This is a genomic window from Mumia xiangluensis (genome assembly GCF_010994095.1).
In the GTDB taxonomy this organism is placed as follows: Bacteria; Actinomycetota; Actinomycetes; order Propionibacteriales; family Nocardioidaceae; genus Mumia; species Mumia xiangluensis.
On sequence record NZ_WJYO01000005.1, the window covers coordinates 166,197 to 184,134 of the forward strand.

Below are 17,938 nucleotides of genomic sequence, written 5' to 3' on the forward strand. Positions count from 1 at the left end.
GGCTCCTTTGTCACCGGGAAGATTCTCAGGTTACGAACAAGGAACTTTGTCCGAATCTTCAGGACAGTGTTCCGCGTCACAAGATACTGTTCCACCACCCCCGGACTCGTGGGACGCACCAGCACGCGCGTAGCCGTCGCTGTGGCGTCCCTCGAGCCTCAGCCGACGGCGCTCGATGTCGTCGGCTCGGGTTCGAGGGTGATCTGGTCGAACGGCAGCAGCGGTTCGATCTCGGGAAAGACCACGAGGAACAAGATGGCGACGACACCCAGGAAGAGGGCGCCGGCCAGCACCAGCTTGACTGCGGTGGGGCCGGGCAGGACCCGCCAGAGTGCTGCGTACACGTCAGACCTCCGAGCCGATGACTGTCTCGGTCAGGTGACCGTGGACGATGAGGCGCTCGCTCGAACCCCAGCGAGGGTTGCACGTCACGAGCGTGATGCGGGCCTTGCGCGAGGCCTTGTCCGGCTTGCCGGGCACCGGGAGCAGCACCCCCACGTCGGACGGGGTCACGATCTCCGTGGTGTCGACGACGTAGGTGTACGTGACGCCGATGGACTCGACGACGATCTCGTCCCCGGGCGCCATCCGATCGAGGTGAGCGAACGGCTCCCCGTGGGTCGCGCGGTGGCCGGCCACCGCGAAGTTGCCGATCTGGCCGGGCAGCGCGGTCTCCGGGAAGTGGCCGGGGCCGCGGTTGAGCTGCTCGTCGGACACGCCCTCGACGACGACCCAGGACCAGTCGTCGCCGAGTCGGGGGATGCGCATGACCGCCATGGCGTCGCCGGGGGGCACGGCCAAGGGCTCCGGTGTCGCAGTCGTGCCGGGCGCCGGGGCATCAGCCGACTGGGCCTGGCTCTTGAAGTCGTCCCGCAGCTCGACCTGTGCGGCCGCGGTCTGCACGTCGCTCCAGACCACCACGTAGGCGGCGAAGAGCAGGACGACGACACCGCCGGTGACGAGCAGCTCGGCAGCCGTGCGCGCGAACGCTCGGGCTACCACGGCGGACTGGTTCATTCAAATCCTCTCGGATATATCATTGACAATATCGGCTGTGTGGCACAGCCTATCTCTACTTGTACTCCCGATGAGTGCAATGCAGTGGACAGGACTGCGTTTGAGGTCGGGCCCCTCGGGGCCCCCTACCCGAAGAAGGAGAGCGGGTAGATGATTTCGAAGAACCGTGCCGTCGCCCTGCTGGCTGGTGCCAGCATGCTCGCGACGACAGCAGTCGTCCTCGGAGCCGGATCCGCATCTGCGGTCACACCCACCGGCGGATGTTGGGTCTACTCACCCCCGAGTGGAGCCGGCATCGAGGACACCACGCCGGCGAGCAACACGTCGTCGTCGCTCGCACCATGGAGCGAAGGCGCTGTCGACTACACCCTCACGACCAGTGGGGGCACCACCGTCGGCAGTACGCGTGATTTCTCGCTCGTTTTCGACAAGGGTCCGAAGAACGGTGGACCGCCGGCCAGTGGCACGGCGTACTACTACTTCTCGGTCAACGGCAACAACCTGCCGGCGATCACGAAGGCGTTCTCGGCCGGCGGTGGAGCGGTCATCCCGGGTGACACCATCACGGGATCGTTCGCCATCACCGCCGCAGGCAGCACGACCGTCAAGCTCCGCAAGGTGATCTACGACATCCCGACGTTCCTCACCCGCGTGAACTGCAACGGTCAGAGCACCGGCGTTGCGAACGGTGTCAACCCGGCTACGACGCCGATCGACACCAACATCAGCGCCAACTTCTCCGCTGTCGGACCCACCGCGACCATCACGGGCATCAGCAACCAGGTGGTGAACACCGCCGCCCGCAAGAACGACGTGATCAGCTTCAGCGTCACGAACTTCGCAGGCGCCGGCACCGGCACCGCCGAGCTCTGCAACACCAGCGGCTCCAGCTGTGACGCAGGCTCGTCGTCCGTCACCATCTCCGCAGGCGGCACCGGCACCGGCACTCTCCCCGTGCCCGCCACGCCGACCGCGGGTGCACGCACCCTGAAGGTCACCTCGGGCTCCGAGGTCAGCCTGACCCCGGTGACGATCCTGGGCAACCCGACCGTCGCGACCAATGTGGTCGGTGGCGGCGCGGGCACGATCGTGACCGTCTCGGGAACCAACTGGGATCCCAACCAGTCCGTCAACGTCAGCAGCACCCAGAGCGGTCCTCCGTTCCCGCCGCCGGCGACGTCGGATCCCGCAGTGACGGCCACGGCCGACTCCGCGGGCAACTTCTCGCAGTCGTTCACCGTGAACGATCCTGCGACGGCGTTCATCGGCGCGAGCCGTACGCACGTCGCCGGTCCGCCGCCGGTCGTCATCTTCGCCTCGCAGGCGTTCACCTTCTCGGGTGACTCCTGCACGGCAAAGGCCGGCCTCGCAACGACCGGAAGCTGCTCGCTGCTCGAGACGGTCGACCTGACCGTCGTCGCCGGCGACCTGAAGATGTCGAAGGTGGCGGGCAACGTCACCATGTCGGGCATCCAGCTCAACGGCACCGACCAGACCTCCACCGGCAACCTCCAGGACGTCACGGTGAAGGACTACCGCGGCGGCACGCTGGGTTGGTCGCTCGTTGGTCGCTTCTCGGGCCTCAACGGCCCGGCGAAGCCGTCCGGCGGCAACTTCACCATCCCGTCGAGCTCGCTCTCGTGGACGCCGAGCTGTGTCGCAGCCGCCAACAGTGACGACACCGTCACCGCTGGCGCAGCGGGCGCGTTCGGCGATGCGGCGACCGACCTGCCGCTCTGCTCGGTCTCGACGGCCGGTCTGGGCGCAAACGGCACCAGCGGCGGCGACACCGTCGCCGACGCCGGTCTGTCGCTCGCTGTCGGTTCCAGCCAGGCGGCCGGTGCCTACACCGGTCTCCTCACGCTGACGCTGTCGTAAGCCTCGGGCCTACGTCACGTCATCTGTCATGACACGCAACACCTCGCAGTAACGGTCCGGGTGGGCGCCGCAGCAGCGGCGTCCACCCGTTCCGGCCGTTCCGATCCCCTCCGACCGGGAGTGCTACCGATGACCCTCGCGACGCGCCTCGCGCGATCTCTCATCGCCCTTGTCCTGCTGACCCTGGCGACGGCCCTCGTGCCGTCGCCTGCGCATGCCGCCGACAACGGCGCGTGGTCGGTCACTCCCACCCCTGCCGACTCGTCCTCGCCGACACCGCGCAGCTACTTCGTCCTCGAGGGAGCGCCCGGCACCACGCTGACGGACAAGGTCCGCATCCGAAACTTCACCAAGAAGCCGCTGACCTTCTCGATCTACGGCGCCGACGGCTACAACACCGAGCAGGGCGGCTTCTTCGCGCTCCGCGGCCTCGACCAGCCCCAGACCGATGTCGGCGCCTGGATCAAGGTCCCGGTGCAGACCGTCAAGGTCGTCGGCCGGACCCAGGTCGACGTGCCGATCACCATCCAGATCCCCGCGAACGCGACTCCCGGTGACCACGTCGGCGGACTCGTTGCCCTCAACGGCTCGGTCGAGGGCACGACCGAGTCCGGCGGCATCGACGTCGGCATCAAGCGTGCGGTCGCTTCGCGCCTCTACCTCCGGGTCGCAGGCCCGACCATGCCCGCCCTCAAGGTCACCGACGTGGAGCTCGAGCACGATCGCGGCATCTTCCCCTGGTCCGGTGAGGGCAAGGGCACCGTGTCCTACACCGTCAAGAACACCGGCAACCTGCGCCTGTCGCCCGCTGCCACCATCACGCTCACCGGTCTGTTCGGGCGCGACCTGTCCTCGGTGGAGACCGGTCAGATCGTCGACCTGCTCCCGGGCGCGACCGTGAAGCTCACGGAGGAGGTCACGGGCGTCGGCGCCGTGGACCGCATCACCACGAAGGTCACGATGGCGACGCCCGAGGGCACGACGGACTCCGAGTCGACCACGCAGTGGGTGGTCCCCTGGGTCCTGACGGTGCTGACGATCCTGCTCGTGATCGGTGCCACGTGGTGGTGGCTGCGTCGGCGTGCCGCCAAGCGCAAGGCCTTCGCGGCCGTCTCGTCCGCTCCGAAGATCACGATCGCGGCCGGCCGGTGAGGGCGGGCAAGAGTGCTGCCGTCGTCGCGCTGATCGCGCTGCTCGGCGTCTACGTGGGGGCATGGTCGTCCGCGGCCGCTGTCCCCGCCGCCGACGCGAAGCCCGGGCTCTCGGCCACCGTCACGCCCGGCGAGGGCAGGCCGGGCGCCAACGTCGAGGTGAAGGGCGCCGGATGGCCGCCGCTCACCCAGGTCCAGGCCGTCGTCTGCGGCGACCTCGCCATCGGCGGGTCGGGGGCGTGCGACCAGAGTGCCGCCGCGCTGGCGGTGTCGAACGTGGACGGCGAGCTCGACATCGATCTCGTCGTCGGCAACCCGCCGCGGCCGTGCCCGTGCGTGGTCCGGGTGGCCTCGTACACGGGCCCGGCGCTCGCGGTCGACGCGCCGTTCGTCGTCACCGGGCACGCCGTCGGCACGCCGCCGTCGGTGGTGACGCCCCAGCCCGACCTCGTGGTGACCGACGTGCGCCTGGTGGGCGGAGGCGGTCTGGCCGGGCTCTTCGGCGCGGCTCCGGCTCGCAAGCTGGTCGTGGAGGTCGAGAACCAGGGCACGGCGCCCGCCTACAACCCCGAGATCCTGATCGGCGTGGGGCGTTCGGACCTCCAGAAGCCGGACGTCGCGCTGACCCGTGACATCACCGTCCTGCCGCTGCAGAGCACGACGATCGAGTCCAAGATCGAGCTGCCGTTCGCAGCGTTCGGGACCTACCACGTCGTCGGTTCGATCGGGGAGGGCCCGAGCGGGACGCAGTTCGAGACGACCTGGGGTGCGTACCCGTGGGGTCTGGTCGCGATCAACCTCCTGGCGCTGCTGCTGCTGGCCTGGGCGGTCCGGCGGCGGATCGCGGCGAGGAAGGCGCGCCCTCAGCTCGCCGAGGCGGAGAAGGCGGCGCTGGCCTCGCCGTACCCGCTGCCCGACGTCGTCTACGTGGATGCGCTGGGCGGCTTCCTCGTGAGCCCGAAGGCCGTCGGCCGCTCGGGCTTGATCAAGCGACTCGACGGCCGCCTGGAGCAGCGCGACCTCGAGACCCTGCTCCACGACCCCGCAGCCGCCGGGGTCATCGCGACCGCCGGCGCCGCTGCCGGTGCACGCGGCGGCTCCTCGGGCGACGGCGCGTCGGTGGTCGACCTCTTGGCGCTGGAGTCGTGGCTGCGGCGCAGGCACCCCGGCGCTGCACCCGAGCACAACGGTGGGGGAGACGGCTCGCCGACGGCACCCGACTCGGTGGTCGACGTCGATGCCGTCGACACATGGCTGGATCGGCGCGACAAACGATCTTCACAGTCCACCTAATATCGTATATTCTAGCGGCCACATCCCCCCGGGACGGAGAACGCATGCGGCACCTGACCCCCCTCCAACGCTTCGCGGACCAGTCGTTGGTGATCCGCGCGACGATCGCGCTGGCCTGCTTCGCCCTCGCGCTCGCGGGGTGCGGCAGCGTGATGCCGGGCAGCGTGGTCGGTGACGCCGGTGGGGGAGCCGTGGTGATGACCGGGCTGGGCCCCGGCGTCGACGACGACACGGTCAAGGTGGTCTTCGTCGGCGTCGACCTCGACGCCGTCAAGGCGGTCACGGGGTTCAAGACAGCCAGCGCCGGAGATCCGGAGAAGCAGGTCGAGGCGCTGGAGGCCTGGGTCAACGCCAACGGCGGGGTCGGCGGACGCAAGCTCGACGCGGTCTTCCGGCTCTACGACGCCCAGAACGACTCGGCGGCCGCCGAGGAGTCGCTGTGCAAGGGGATCGTGCAGGACGACAAGGCATTCGCCGTCGTGCTGACCGGTCAGTTCCAGGAGAACGCCCGCCCCTGCTACGCGCAGGCGCAGACCCTCGTCCTGGACGCGACCCTGGTCGCCACCGACGACGCGACCTACAAGGAGCTGGCGCCGTACCTGTGGTCGCCGAGCTACCCGTCGTACGACAGCTTCGTCCGGGCGTTCGTCAAGACGCTGTCGGAGCAGGCGTTCTTCGAGGGCCGCAACGAGGTCGGTGTCGTCGCCGCCGACAACGCGATCAACCGCGCCACCATGGAGGATCTCGCGATCCCGCTGCTGAAGGACGCCGGCGTCAAGGCCGAGGTCGTCTGGATCGACTCCACCAGCCAGAGCAGCCTCATGGTGGGCACCGGCGAGGGCGCCGTGACCTTCCGCTCGAAGGGCATCGACCGCGTCATGTTCCTCGGTGGCGCCCGCATGGCGTCGCTCTTCGCCACCCAGGCCGAGAGCAAGGAGTTCAAGGCTCGCTACGCGATCTCGACCTTCGACAACCCCACGTTCTTCATCAACAACCCGGACCTGCTGTCGCCCTCGATCATGAAGGGGATGGTCGGCGTCGGCTTCGCGCCGTCGCAGGAGGTCGCCGACGACCAGCTCGCCTTCCCGGGCACGGACGCCGAGCAGAAGTGCGCCGACATCTACGCCGAGGCCGGCATCGCCTTCGAGTCTCGCGAGGCTGCGCGCGTCGCCATGCCGTACTGCGACGCCGCACTGCTCCTCCAGGCCGGTTCGACCGGCCTGACCGACAACTTCAACGCCGGCGCGTGGGGCGCGGCGGTCGAGAAGCTCGGGTCCGCCTTCGTCCCGGCGACGGGCTTCACCGGGTCCCTCGGCCCGGGCAGGCACGCGGCGTCGGGCGCCTACCGGGTCCTGAAGTTCGACGACGCGTGCGGCTGCTTCGTGTACGAGGGAGGCGACGTTGATTTCCCGACGTCGTGATGCTGGGCTCGGCATCCTCGCCCCCCGGCCCGGAGGAGCGGCGCTGACGGTCGAGGGCGTTCAGTGCTCGTACGGCCAGGTCCAGGTCCTCTTCGACACCAGCCTCGTGGTCGAGCAGGGCGAGATGGTCGCGCTGCTCGGCCCGAACGGCGTCGGCAAGAGCACCACGCTGAAGGTGATCGCGGGTCTGCTGAAGCCCGACGCAGGCATCGTCCGCCTCGGCGGCGTCGACGTGACCGCGGCGCCCACGCGCGAACGGATCGCGCGAGGTCTCGGTCAGGTCGTCGGCCAGGCCACGTTCAGCTCGCTGACGGTCACCGAGAACCTCCGCATGCACGCGTACACGATCGACGACCGTGCGTGGGCCCAGGAGGCCGTCGACGCTGCTCTTGCGATCTTCCCGCGCCTGTACGCCCGCCGAGACCAGCCGGCGTCGACCCTGTCGGGCGGCGAGCGGCAGATGCTCGCCCTCGCCAAGGCGATCGTGCAGGATCCCCGCATCCTCGTCGTCGACGAGTTCTCCCTCGGTCTCGCCCCGGTCGTCGTCGGAGGCCTGATCGAGCTGGTCCGACGCCTGAACGAGCGAGGCACGGCGGTGCTCCTCGTCGAGCAGTCCGTCAACGTCGCGCTGTCGCTCGTCGATCGCGCCTACTTCATGGAGAAGGGCCAGATCGTCGCCTGCGAGTCTGCCGCCGATCTCGCCGCCGATCCCGACCGCGTCCGCGACCTGATGCTGGGCGGACACACCACGGAGGTAGCCCAGTGAGCGCCGCGGACACCATCCTCGCGATCGACGTGATGGGCTTCCAGATCGGCATCGACCGCCTGATCATCGGCGCTTTCACCGGTCTCACGTACGGCCTGCTCGCCGTCGGCCTGGTGCTCGTCTACCGCTCGAGCAAGTTCGTGAACTTCGCGCACGGCGCGATCGGTGCCTTCGGCGCCTCGGTGCTCGGGCTCCTGGTCGCGGACTGGGGCGCCCCGTACTACATCGCGCTCCCGGTCGCGATCGCCGTCGCCGCCGCGCTCGCAGGCGGCATCGAGGTCGTCGTCGTCCGACGGCTCGCCGGCCGACCCAGCCTGATCGGCATGATCGCGACGCTCGGTCTGTCGCAGTTCATCCTCATCATGGCGCTGCTCATCAACAGCGACGGCGTCAGCGGGTTCACCTTCCCGAAGCCTCCGTTCCTTCCCTCGTTCACGCTCGGCACCACGCCGGTGGGCCCGCCGTACCTCGCCATGCTCATCCTGGCGCCGGCGGTGCTCGTCGGACTGTCGTGGTTCATGCGGCACACCCGATCCGGCCTCGCGATCCGCGCAGCCGCCGATGCTCCCGACACGGCTGCGCTGGAGGGCATCCGTGCCCACCGCATGGCCTCGTACGCCTGGGCGATCGCCGGCGGTATCGCCGCGCTGTCCGCGATCCTGGTGACGCCGACCACGGCCGGCGCGTCCTTGGACAGCCTCGGCCCCGACCTCCTCCTCATGGGTCTGGCCGGTGCGGTGATCGCGCGGATGTCGTCCATCCCGATCGCCTTCGGTGCGTCGATCGCGATCGGGATCCTCGAGCAGATCCTGCTCTCGAACCCCGACACCCGGGGCCTGGTGCCCGTCGTCGTGGGTCTGGTCATCGTCGTCGCGCTGCTGCGCCAGCCGACGCTCGGCCGCGCAGACACCGAACGAGGCGGCTGGCGCCGGGTCGGCTCCGAGCCGGTGCCGGCCGCGTACGCCTCGGTCCGCGGCATCCTCGTCACCCGCATCGTCATCGTCGGCGGCTCGGTGCTCATCGCGATCTCGCTGGCCTACCTGGTCAGCAACGAGACGGCCGCCATCCTGACCAGCGTTGCCGGCTTCGCGCTGGTCGGCCTGAGCGTCGGCCTGATCACCGGTGTCGCGGGCCAGCTGTCGCTCGGCCAGTTCGCGTACGCCGGGATCGGCGCCGCAGCGTCGGCGCACCTCGTGGAGAAGACGGACAACTTCGTCCTCGGCATCACCGGTGGTGTCCTGGTTGCGGCTGTCGTCTCGGCCCTCGTCGGGATCCCGGCGCTTCGTCTCAAGGGGCTCGCGCTCGCCGTGTCGACGCTCGCGTTCGCCCTGGCGACCACGGCTTGGGTGCTTCGCCTCGACATCTTCCTCGGCGACGGCGTCGCCCCCGCGAAGCCCACCTGGTGGGGCTACTCCATGGATCTGGCGCGCGACTACTACCTCTTCGCGATCCTGATGCTCGCGCTCGGTGTCTTCGTCTGCGCCAACCTCTGGCGCAGCGGCTTCGGGCGCTCGCTGCACGCGCTGCGCGACAACGAGGACGCCGCCCGCGCGTTCACCGTGCCGCGGACGGTCCGCAAGCTGCAGCTGTACGCCGTCTCCGGGGCTGTCGCCGGCCTCGGCGGCATCGTGATCGGGCACGGGCAGACGACGCTGACCGTCAACTCGTTCCCGGCATCGGCCAGCATCGACGTCGTCGCCCTGACCGTCGTCGGCGGCCTCGGCCTCGTCATCGGCCCGCTGATCGGCACGCTCATCATCATCGGGATCCCGAGCATGATCGTGCTCGGCATCCCGGGCGAGGCGGCCCTGGCCATCGGCTGGCTGCTCGTCGTCATCCTGCTGCCGGACGGCCTGGGCGGCGTCGGCATGAAGCTGCGCGACCGCTGGTACGACTGGCTGGCCGCGCGCGCAGGCGTCGACGTCGCCGTCGCACGCGCCGAACCCGACGTCACGCAGCGCTCCCCGCTCCAGCGCTCGGCCGAGCTCACCGGGCTGTTCGCCCCCGACGCCGAGGACCTCGCGGCGGGTCCGGATGCTCCTCCGCTCCTCGTCGTGAGCGACATCAGCCGCCACTTCGGCGGCGTGGTCGCCGTCGACCACGTGGATCTCCAGGTCTCGCCAGGCGAGATCGTCGGTGTGATCGGACCGAACGGCGCCGGCAAGACGACGCTGTTCGAGATCATCGCCGGTTTCACCGCGCCGGACACGGGGTCGATCACGTTCGCCGATCGCGACGTGACGACCGCGACGCCCGAGCGTCGTGCGAACGCCGGTCTGGTCCGGTCGTTCCAGGACGCGGCGCTGTTCCCGACGATGACCGTTCGGGAGACCGTGATGGTGGCAGGCGAGCGCACCCGCCCCAGCCGCCTTGTGGTGGCGGCGCTCGGCAGCCCGTACCAGGACCGGCTGAAGGCCAAGCGCGCTGACGAGCTGATCGAGCGGATGGGTCTGGGACCGTTCGCCAACCGTACGATCTCCGAGCTCTCCACCGGCACCCGCCGCGTGGTCGAGCTGACGTGCCTCCTGGCGCTCGAGCCACGGGTGCTGCTCCTCGACGAGCCGTCGGCCGGCATCGCCCAGAACGAGTGCGATGCGCTGGGCGACCTGCTGCTCGACGTCCGGCGCGAGCTGGGCACGGCGATGGTCGTGATCGAGCACGACCTTCCGCTGCTGAGCCGCCTGTCCGACCGGATGGTCGCGATGAACCTCGGACGCCTGGTGGCCTCGGGCACGCCCGACGAGGTCCGCAACCACCCCGAGGTCGTCAGCTCGTACCTCGGCTCCGACCACGCCGCGATCGAGCGGTCCGGCTCGCACCTCGCTCCCGTCCCCACGATTCCGGCAGGGACCCCATGAACTCACGACCCGCACCTCCGCACGCTCGCCCACCCCACCACCGCACCCGGAGAACGATGCAGATGACCCCCACGCTCCCGACCGCCGTCCGCGGACTGGCCGTAGCCCTGGCACTAGGTCTGGTGATGCTGATCGGCGCCCCGGGTGCCTCCGCGGCGCCGAAGACCGTCGTCAGCGAGACCACCGGGCTCAAGGACGGACAGACGATCACCGTGTCCGGCTCAGGCTTCGCCCCGAACCTCAAGGCGCTCGCCGTCGGCCAGTGCAAGACCGGCTACAAGGGTCCGGTCGACTGCAACCTGCCTGCGGGTGCGACGTTCGTCCCCACCGATGCCAACGGCAAGTTCAAGGCCGTCAAGCTCGTGCTGAAGGAGAAGTTCGGCTCGGTCGACTGCACCAAGGACCAGTGCGTGATCGGCTCGGGGCCGCTGCCGACCGACAACTCTCCGGAAGTGGTCGCTGCCAACACGGTGGACGTGAAGCTGACGTTCGGCGCCGTGGCCGCAGCTCCTGCACCGACCACGGCGGCTCCGGCTCCCACCACCGCAGCGCCGACCGTGGCGCCCGCGACCACGACCGCTGACGACCTGCCCAAGACCGGCGGCATGGACAGCCTGCCCGTGCTGCTCCTGGCCGGCTCGGCGCTCGTCCTGCCCGGTCTGGCGCTGCTCGTCGGCACGCCGTCGCGCCGTCGCCGCGGAGCCCAGGCATGAGGGCGCGGTCCGGGGTGCTGACGGTCGCGCGGGTCCTCGGGGCCGCGGTCCTGGCCTCGGCGTCGCTGGCCGTCGCTGCCGGTCCGGCGACGGCCGTCGCGCCGTCGGGTGGCTGCTGGGTCTGGTGGGACGCCGGCGGGCAGACCGGGAGCACGTCGACCTCGCTCGCGCCCTGGTCGGACGGTCAGTCGGACCACTCGATCACGTTCGACGACCTGGAGCCCAACCCCGGCCAGCGCGTCACCATCAAGTACACCTTCGACAAGGGCCCCAAGAACGGTGGCCCGGCCGCGTCGGTCAGCGGCGAGTTCCGATTCTCGGTCAACGGCAAGATCGTGAAGGCGACGAAGAACTTCGGCGAGGTCGCCGGCGCATCCGCGATGCCTGGAGCCACGGTCACGACGACGTTCGTGGCGGAGGAGGGCGACAACGTCGTGACCTTCGAGGGCGTCACCTACACGGCGAGCATCGGCGGCATCAAGATCGACTGCAACGGCCAGTCCAGCGGCTCGGCCACCGTCAACCCGTGGAAGTCGCCGAAGCCCACCAACGTGACCGCGACCGTGGTCGCGTCGGGGGAGACCGTCGAGCCCGAGCCGGAGCCGACGACGGCGCCGACGTCGGCGCCGCCGACCACCACCGCGCCGACGACCGCGGCGCCTACCACGGCGGCACCGGCGCCGAAGTCCGGCGCAGCTGCCAAGGGCAAGGCGACGTTCGCCTGCACGCTGGAGCCGCTCGGCACCAAGTTCGACTACCCGGCCACCATCTCGATCTCCGGGTACCGGGCCGCCGAGGGCGATCCGATCAGCCTGACGAGCAAGATGAGCGACCTTCCTGGCATCGCGCCGCTCCCGATCGACGGGACGATGAACGTCACCCTGACCGCTGATGTCGGCGGGAAGAAGGTCACGCTCAAGGGTGGTGCCGGGGTCAAGGCCGCACCCAAGGCTCCGGTGGCGATCCCGCCGATGAAGAGCAGCCTGAACTCGAGCGAGTCGGAGATCCCGATCACCGTCACGGCGTTCACGTTCGACTTCCCGGACATGAAGATCACGGCGAACTGCACCGCCGATGCGGAGCTCTCCAAGCTCGTCGTCGGAGACGAGGCGCCCCCGGAGGACGGCGGTGACGGTGGCGACGGCGGTGGCGACGGCGGCGGTGGCACTGCCGGCGACCAGCTCCCCCAGACCGGTGGCACCGACGCGCTCCCCGTGATCGCGCTCGTGGCCAGTGCGCTGCTCCTGGCGGGCGCAGCCGGCCTCGTGCTCGTCCCCGGTCGACGCCGAACGGTGTCCGGCGGCTAGACGCCCCTGACGCCCCACGAACGGCGGGCTCCCTGCGTACCTGTCAACGCCAGGGAGCCCGCCTCTTCATGTCCGCAGAAGGACGTGCGGAGTAGACGAAGGACATGTGGAGACAGCGAAGGGCCCCGACGGTTCGACCGTCGGGGCCCTTCGCCTACCGCGAGGAGTGGTGTCAGACCTGCTCGAGCAGGGGGTGGGCGACGTACGACGTGCGCGCGACGAAGCCTGCGTCGGCGAGTCGCTCGACCGAGATCGGCGCGGACGGTGCGGCGATCTCAGCGCGGTACGTGAGACCGGGCAGGCCCTGGCTCGCCCCGATCACGTCGAAGATCTCGCCGTTGCGCGGCGGGAGCTCCGGGTGCGTGAGGTTGAAGAGCCCGACGGTCGCGTTCTCGACGGCGAAGACGATCGCGTCCGCGGCATCCTCCACCGACAACCGGTAGAAGAGGGCGTCGGCACCGAACGGCACTGATCCACCGAGGTACTGGTGGGCCATCGCGACCTTGGTCTCGATCGGCGGGTCGTCGGCGCCGAAGATGTCGCCGCAGCGGAACACGGTCGCGCGATCGCCCGCCGAGTCCAGGTAGGTCGCCTCCATCGCGAGGAAGCGGCTCGGGCTGGGATCGTCCGAGTCCGTGACCGGCGAGTCCTCGGTGACGACGTCGAGGTGGTTGCTCGCGTTGCCGTAGACCGACAGCGACGACAGGGCGACCAGGTGCGGCGTCCCCGGGGCGGACGTGACGCTCTCGGCCGTCGCGACGAGGATCTCGTGGTACGTGGCGGCTCGGTCCTCGGGCGTCATGGCGTGCGCCGCGGACGGGCCGGCAGTCACGACGACCGCGTCGGCGGCGGCGACCTGCGCATGCACGGCCTCGCGATCCGAGCCGCGGAGCACCACGACCTCGTCGAACAACGGGTTCAGGGCGTCCACCTTCGCCGGCGTGGTCGTGGTGCCGGTGACATGGTGGCCTCGCTCGCGCAGGGTCTTCGCGGCAGCGGAGCCCACGAGTCCGGCGCCGATCACGAGGACCCTCATGCGTCGCCGCGCATCTGGCCCAACCCGGCCCGCACCGCCACCAGCTCCTCGACGCGCTCGGCACCGAGGAACTTCTTGGAGAGCTCGTTCATCGGGTCGAGGGTGTAGCCGTACGTGCGCAGGAGGTGGTCGCGCTTGCGGAGCTCCGCACGCTCCTCCGGCGGCACGGGGGTGGCGTTCTGGACCCACGACAGCCAGGTCTCCACGCGCTCCTCCACGGCCTTGCGGAGGGTGTCCACGATGTCGGCGTCGGCGCTGGCGGCGACGTAGGAGTTGCCCACCGGCGAGAGGAAGGCGCGCATGTAGGTGCCGTGGCTGACGGACCAGGTGAAACGGTCGTCGCTGCGCAGCGAGAGCCAGGAGGAGTTCTCGGGCTCGTAGTACTTGTCGAGGTACGCGATGTCGGTGGTGATGTCGCGGCGTGCCACGAGATCGCTGAAGTGGAAGATGTTGGGGATGGTGCCGAACACGATCACCAGGTGAGGCACGTCGATGTGGGGGCCGAGCCACACCTGGAGGTTCATGTCGAGGATCGAGGCGCTGCGGTTGCCGATCCACGAGTGGACGAGCCACTCGACGCCGTTGTCGGGGTCGCCCGCGAAGGTGTTGAGAGAGCCCTCGTACGAGCCGTCCGGGGTGCTCCACGCCTCGAGGTCCGCGCTGCTGGCGTGCGGCTCGACGTCGAGCACCTCGGTGATGCGCTCCTTGGCGGCGGTGAGGATGTCCCAGAACGCCTGCCAGAGCTCGCGAACGTCGACGTCGGGGGCTTCGGCGAGGAACTCGGGGATGGTCTTGGTCTGCGAGCTGCTGGTTGTCATGAAAGAAGTGTAAAGATATATGATCTACGCGTCGAGAGTTTGAAGCAATGCAGAGGAGGACTCATGATCGTCGTCGTGAGCCAGGCATGGACCAAGCCGGGCGAAGAGCACGCCCAGGCCTACATCGAGCTCTCCGAGAAGTTCGGGGTCCTGTTCCGTGACCACCCCGGATTCCGCGGCCGCCGCCTGATCCGTGGCGTCGAGGACCGGACGCACTTCACCCACCTGCGCTTCTTCGACAGCGTCGAGGACTACGACGCGTGCACCCAGGCGCCTGACTACAGCGACCACCTCGTCGCGATGTACGAGCACCTTCAGCCGTACGACTCCTACCCGCGGGAGTTCATGGAGGTCGTCCTCGACGAGCCGGACCCCCGGTGACCGTTTTCCTGCTCGTCCACGGCGCGTTCCGGGGCGGGTGGTCCTGGCGCAGGGTTCGCCCGTACCTCATCGACGCCGGGCACGACGTCTACGCCCCGAGCCTCTCGGGGGCCGGCGAGCGGGCGGCGGTCCCTGTGGCCGGGCTGTCGACGTGGGTCGACGACGTCGTCGGCCTGATCGAGACCGAGGACCTTCACGACGTGGTGCTCGTCGGTCACAGCCAGGGGAGCCTCGTCGCGCGCGCCGTCGCCGATGCCGTGCCGCACCGGATCCGCCACCTCGTGCACGTCGACGGCGCCGTCCCCGACGTGGGGGAGCGGGCGGTCGACCTGACCCCGGGCGCTGCCGGTCTTCCGCCTCGCGACACGCTCATCCCGTCGCGGGCGCCGGTCGTCGGCGGGGACCTCGACGCGGAGACCGTCGCCTGGATGGCGCCGCGGTTGACGCCGACGCCCTTCGCGCCGTCTCTCGACCCGCGTCCCGGACCCGCCGCCGAGGTGCCGGAGACCTATGTGTTCTGCGCCCGCACACCCGCGGGCTATCCCTCTGAGACGACGCGCGCCCGGCTCGACGAGCGAGGGACGCCGTACGCGCTGATCGACGCCGGCCACGACGCCCCGCTCACGGCACCCGCGCTCGTCGCGGCGTCCCTCATGCAGATCTGACTCGTGCAGATCTGGCTCGTGCAGATCTGACTCGTGCCGGTCTGGCTCGTGCCGGTCTGGCTCGTGCCGGTCTGGCTCACGCAGGTACGGGCACGTCCCGCTTGACGACCTTGCCCGCGGCGTTGCGGGGGAGGGCCTCGATCGTCGACCAGCGCCGCGGCACCTTGAACCCAGCGAGCCGCTCCCTGCAGTGCGCCTCGAGCGCCGCGACGTCGAGCTCGGCGCCGGCGGCGAGGACGACGATCGCGGCGACCTCCTCGCCCCACTGCTCCGACGGTGCGCCGAGCACGCAGGCATCGACGACGTCGGGGTGCGTGACGAGGACGTCCTCGATCTCGCGCGGGTATACGTTGATGCCCCCCGACACGATCATGTCGCTCACGCGCCCGACGATGTGGACGTAGCCCTCGTCGTCGAGGCGCACCAGGTCGCCGCAGGTGACGAACCCGTCGTCGGTCGTGCACGCCGCGGTGGCCTCAGGGTTCTTGAAGTAGCCCCGCATGAGGTACGGCGAGCGGCTGAAGAGCTCCCCGGTGCCGCCGTTGCCCACGATCGTGCCGTCTGCGCCGACGACGCGGATCTCGGTCATGTACCAGGGCTGGCCGACCGAGCCGGGCTTGCGCGCCATGTCGACCGGGCGGAGGTTCGTGATGATGCCGCTCTCGGTGGAGCCGTACAGCTCGTGGACGGCGCGACCGGGGAACGTGTCCATCACCCACTGCTTGAGCTCCCACGGGAGTGCGGCAGCGTTGAAGTAGAGCGTGTCCAGGGAGCTGAGGTCACGGGACGCGATCGCCTCGGCACCGAGGGCCCGCAGCATCTGGGCGTGCGCCGGCACCAGGAAGACCGACTGGACCCCGTGGCGCTCGACCAGGTCGAGCATCGCCTCGGGGGACCACTTCGGCAGCATCACGACGGTGCCGCCGGTGAAGACCGGCGCGTACCCGAAGGCGAAGCCCGCCCCGTGGTACATCGGTGCGACGGCAAGGGATACGCGCCCGTTGCCCAGGCCCCACTCGGCTGCCGACTGGTAGAAGGTCAGGGTGCGCGAGCGGTGGCTGATCATGACGCCCTTGGGCTGTCCGGTCGTCCCCGACGTGTACGCGATGCAGAACGGCTCGGACTCGTCGACGACCCGCTCGGGCGCTGCGGGCGACGCGGCGGCGAGCGCGGCCTCGTAGTCGAGGGCAGCGTCGGCGCCGTCGATCGCGACCACCGGGATCCCGAGGTCGGCAGCCGCCTCGCTGACGAGCCCGATCAGCGCGGCCTCCACGACGACCGCACGAGCCTCGGCGTGCTCGAGGATGAAGCGCGCCTCGCCGGGGGTGTAACGGGGGTTGACCGGGATCATCGTCATCGCTGCCATCGCGATGCCGCAGGCGATCTCGGGGTGCTCGAGGCGGTTGCCGACGCACACCGCGACGTGCGCTCCGGCAGGGAGGTCGAGGTCGATGAGCGCGTTGGCCCACCGGGCGGCGCGGTCACCGAGCTCGCGGTAGGTCAGGGAGCGGTCGCCGTCGATGACGGCCGTCGCGTCGGGGGTGGCGCGCGCGAACTCGCGGACACCGTTCGCGATGTTCAGGGGAGCGCCGAAAGCTGTCAATGTCACGGTGAGCACCTCGTACGTTGGTCTAGGTTGGAACAGTGTTCCGTGTTAGGTAGTCTCACGTCCACGAAACGACGTGGACCGAGCGACGGCGAGTCCGATCCGCGCGGCGGGTCGGACGTGTCTTGCAACTGCTGCGGACTTCGTGAGAGAACAGTTCCGCCCGGGTCGGGGGATTCCGACCCGTTTGACGATGCACAAGGAGCCGCCCGATGCCGCCGAGGACGAAGCCGGAGAACGGCGCCGCCACGAGCAACAGCGCGACGATCGCGACCGTAGAACGCGCGGCCGACATCCTGCTGCTCTTCGCGGACACTCCGGGACCCGACCTCGGGGTGACGGAGATCGCCGACGCGCTCGACCTGTCCAAGGCGGCCGTCCACCGCGTCCTCGCGTCGCTGCGCAGCCGCGGCCTGGTCGACCTCGACGAGCGCTCGCGCCGCTACTCGCTCGGGGTCGCCGCGATGCGCCTCGGTCTCACCTACCTCGACCGGATCGACGTCCGGCGCGTGGGGCGTCCCTTCCTCGAGGACCTGTCGGCGCGCACCGACGAGACCGCCACGCTGTCGGTGCTGCTGGGCGACCACAGCCGGATCTACGTCGACCAGGTGACGCCCGACCGCGAGGTCATCATGACGGTCACCATCGGCGAGCCGTACCCGCTGTACGCCGGTGCGTCCTCGCGCGCGTTCCTCGCCTTCCTGCCGGACGCGGAGATCGAGGAGTACCTCGAGGACACGCCGCTCGACGCCGTCACGTCGAGCACGGTCGTGGACGCCGACGCTCTCCGCCAGGACCTCGAGGTGGTCCGCCGGCAGGGGTGGGCGCACTCGCACGGCGAGCGTCTGGACGGAGCGGCGTCCGTCGCCGCCCCGGTGCGGGGCAGCGACGGACGTCCGGTCGCCGTCCTCAGCGTCTGCGGTCCGGCCGAACGCTTCGAGCGCGAGGTCGAGGCGTGCCGGTCGGCGCTCCTCGAGACCGCTGGCGTCCTGTCCCGCCGCTTCGGCTGGGCCGGCTGACCGGCGCAC

At 70.0% G+C, this 17,938-nt stretch carries 16 protein-coding genes; 11 read left to right on the plus strand and 5 right to left on the minus strand.

The window, feature by feature from the left end; translation table 11 throughout:
* Positions 1–158: 158 nt before the first annotated feature.
* On the minus strand, positions 159–344 hold the full coding sequence (locus GH747_RS16215; RefSeq protein ID WP_149770662.1) for a hypothetical protein: 186 nt from the start codon (positions 342–344) through the stop codon (positions 159–161).
* A gap of 1 nt (position 345) precedes the next feature.
* Entirely contained in the window at positions 346–1,017 is a 672-nt protein-coding gene (locus GH747_RS16220; RefSeq protein WP_149770663.1) for a class E sortase, read from the minus strand.
* Between the two features lie 150 nt (positions 1,018–1,167).
* Between GH747_RS16220 and GH747_RS16225 the strand changes: the two genes are divergently transcribed.
* The 8 genes from GH747_RS16225 (at position 1,168) to GH747_RS16260 (ending at position 12,404) form a co-directional block, all read left to right on the plus strand.
* Positions 1,168–2,895, plus strand: coding sequence for a hypothetical protein (locus tag GH747_RS16225; protein ID WP_149770664.1), 1,728 nt, complete (start codon positions 1,168–1,170; stop codon positions 2,893–2,895).
* 129 nt (positions 2,896–3,024) lie between these two features.
* Positions 3,025–4,047 carry a WxL protein peptidoglycan domain-containing protein gene (locus GH747_RS16230; RefSeq protein WP_149770665.1) on the plus strand — a complete coding sequence of 341 codons (1,023 nt, stop codon included), beginning with the start codon at positions 3,025–3,027 and terminating at the stop codon, positions 4,045–4,047.
* The gene (locus GH747_RS16235) at positions 4,044–5,339 is read left to right on the plus strand and encodes a hypothetical protein (RefSeq protein WP_149770666.1); all 1,296 of its coding nucleotides are present in this window, start codon (positions 4,044–4,046) and stop codon (positions 5,337–5,339) included. Before GH747_RS16230 ends, GH747_RS16235 begins: the two co-directional genes overlap by 4 nt.
* 44 nt (positions 5,340–5,383) lie before the next feature.
* Positions 5,384–6,760 (plus strand): ABC transporter substrate-binding protein, encoded by a 1,377-nt coding sequence (locus GH747_RS16240; protein WP_149770667.1) that lies wholly within the window; start codon positions 5,384–5,386, stop codon positions 6,758–6,760.
* Positions 6,741–7,526, plus strand: a complete 786-nt coding sequence (locus GH747_RS16245) for an ABC transporter ATP-binding protein (RefSeq protein ID WP_149770668.1) — start codon at positions 6,741–6,743, stop codon at positions 7,524–7,526. The genes GH747_RS16240 and GH747_RS16245 overlap by 20 nt, the downstream gene beginning before the upstream one ends.
* Positions 7,523–10,384 carry a branched-chain amino acid ABC transporter permease/ATP-binding protein gene (locus tag GH747_RS16250; protein ID WP_149770669.1) on the plus strand — a complete coding sequence of 954 codons (2,862 nt, stop codon included), beginning with the start codon at positions 7,523–7,525 and terminating at the stop codon, positions 10,382–10,384. The genes GH747_RS16245 and GH747_RS16250 overlap by 4 nt, the downstream gene beginning before the upstream one ends.
* Positions 10,385–10,446: 62 nt before the next feature.
* Entirely contained in the window at positions 10,447–11,097 is a 651-nt protein-coding gene (locus GH747_RS16255) for a neocarzinostatin apoprotein domain-containing protein (RefSeq protein ID WP_163695695.1), read from the plus strand.
* On the plus strand, positions 11,094–12,404 hold the full coding sequence (locus GH747_RS16260) for a hypothetical protein (RefSeq protein WP_153816634.1): 1,311 nt from the start codon (positions 11,094–11,096) through the stop codon (positions 12,402–12,404). The genes GH747_RS16255 and GH747_RS16260 overlap by 4 nt, the downstream gene beginning before the upstream one ends.
* Before the next feature lie 172 nt (positions 12,405–12,576).
* Here GH747_RS16260 and GH747_RS16265 read toward each other — a convergent pair whose 3' ends face one another.
* Positions 12,577–13,440, minus strand: coding sequence for an NAD-dependent epimerase/dehydratase family protein (locus GH747_RS16265; protein WP_149770674.1), 864 nt, complete (start codon positions 13,438–13,440; stop codon positions 12,577–12,579).
* Positions 13,437–14,258: a hypothetical protein gene (locus GH747_RS16270; RefSeq protein ID WP_149770675.1), complete on the minus strand. Its 822-nt coding sequence runs from the start codon at positions 14,256–14,258 to the stop codon at positions 13,437–13,439. Before GH747_RS16270 ends, GH747_RS16265 begins: the two co-directional genes overlap by 4 nt.
* A 63-nt stretch (positions 14,259–14,321) precedes the next feature.
* Here GH747_RS16270 and GH747_RS16275 point away from each other — a divergent pair, with 63 nt between their 5' ends.
* Positions 14,322–14,639: an antibiotic biosynthesis monooxygenase family protein gene (locus GH747_RS16275; RefSeq protein ID WP_149770676.1), complete on the plus strand. Its 318-nt coding sequence runs from the start codon at positions 14,322–14,324 to the stop codon at positions 14,637–14,639.
* Positions 14,636–15,304 (plus strand): alpha/beta fold hydrolase, encoded by a 669-nt coding sequence (locus GH747_RS16280; protein ID WP_149770677.1) that lies wholly within the window; start codon positions 14,636–14,638, stop codon positions 15,302–15,304. The genes GH747_RS16275 and GH747_RS16280 overlap by 4 nt, the downstream gene beginning before the upstream one ends.
* Before the next feature lie 76 nt (positions 15,305–15,380).
* Here GH747_RS16280 and GH747_RS16285 read toward each other — a convergent pair whose 3' ends face one another.
* The gene (locus tag GH747_RS16285) at positions 15,381–16,913 is read right to left on the minus strand and encodes a class I adenylate-forming enzyme family protein (protein WP_149770678.1); all 1,533 of its coding nucleotides are present in this window, start codon (positions 16,911–16,913) and stop codon (positions 15,381–15,383) included.
* Positions 16,914–17,122: 209 nt separating this feature from the next.
* Here GH747_RS16285 and GH747_RS16290 point away from each other — a divergent pair, with 209 nt between their 5' ends.
* Entirely contained in the window at positions 17,123–17,929 is an 807-nt protein-coding gene (locus GH747_RS16290; RefSeq protein ID WP_149770679.1) for an IclR family transcriptional regulator, read from the plus strand.
* The last annotated feature ends 9 nt before the right edge of the window (positions 17,930–17,938 follow it).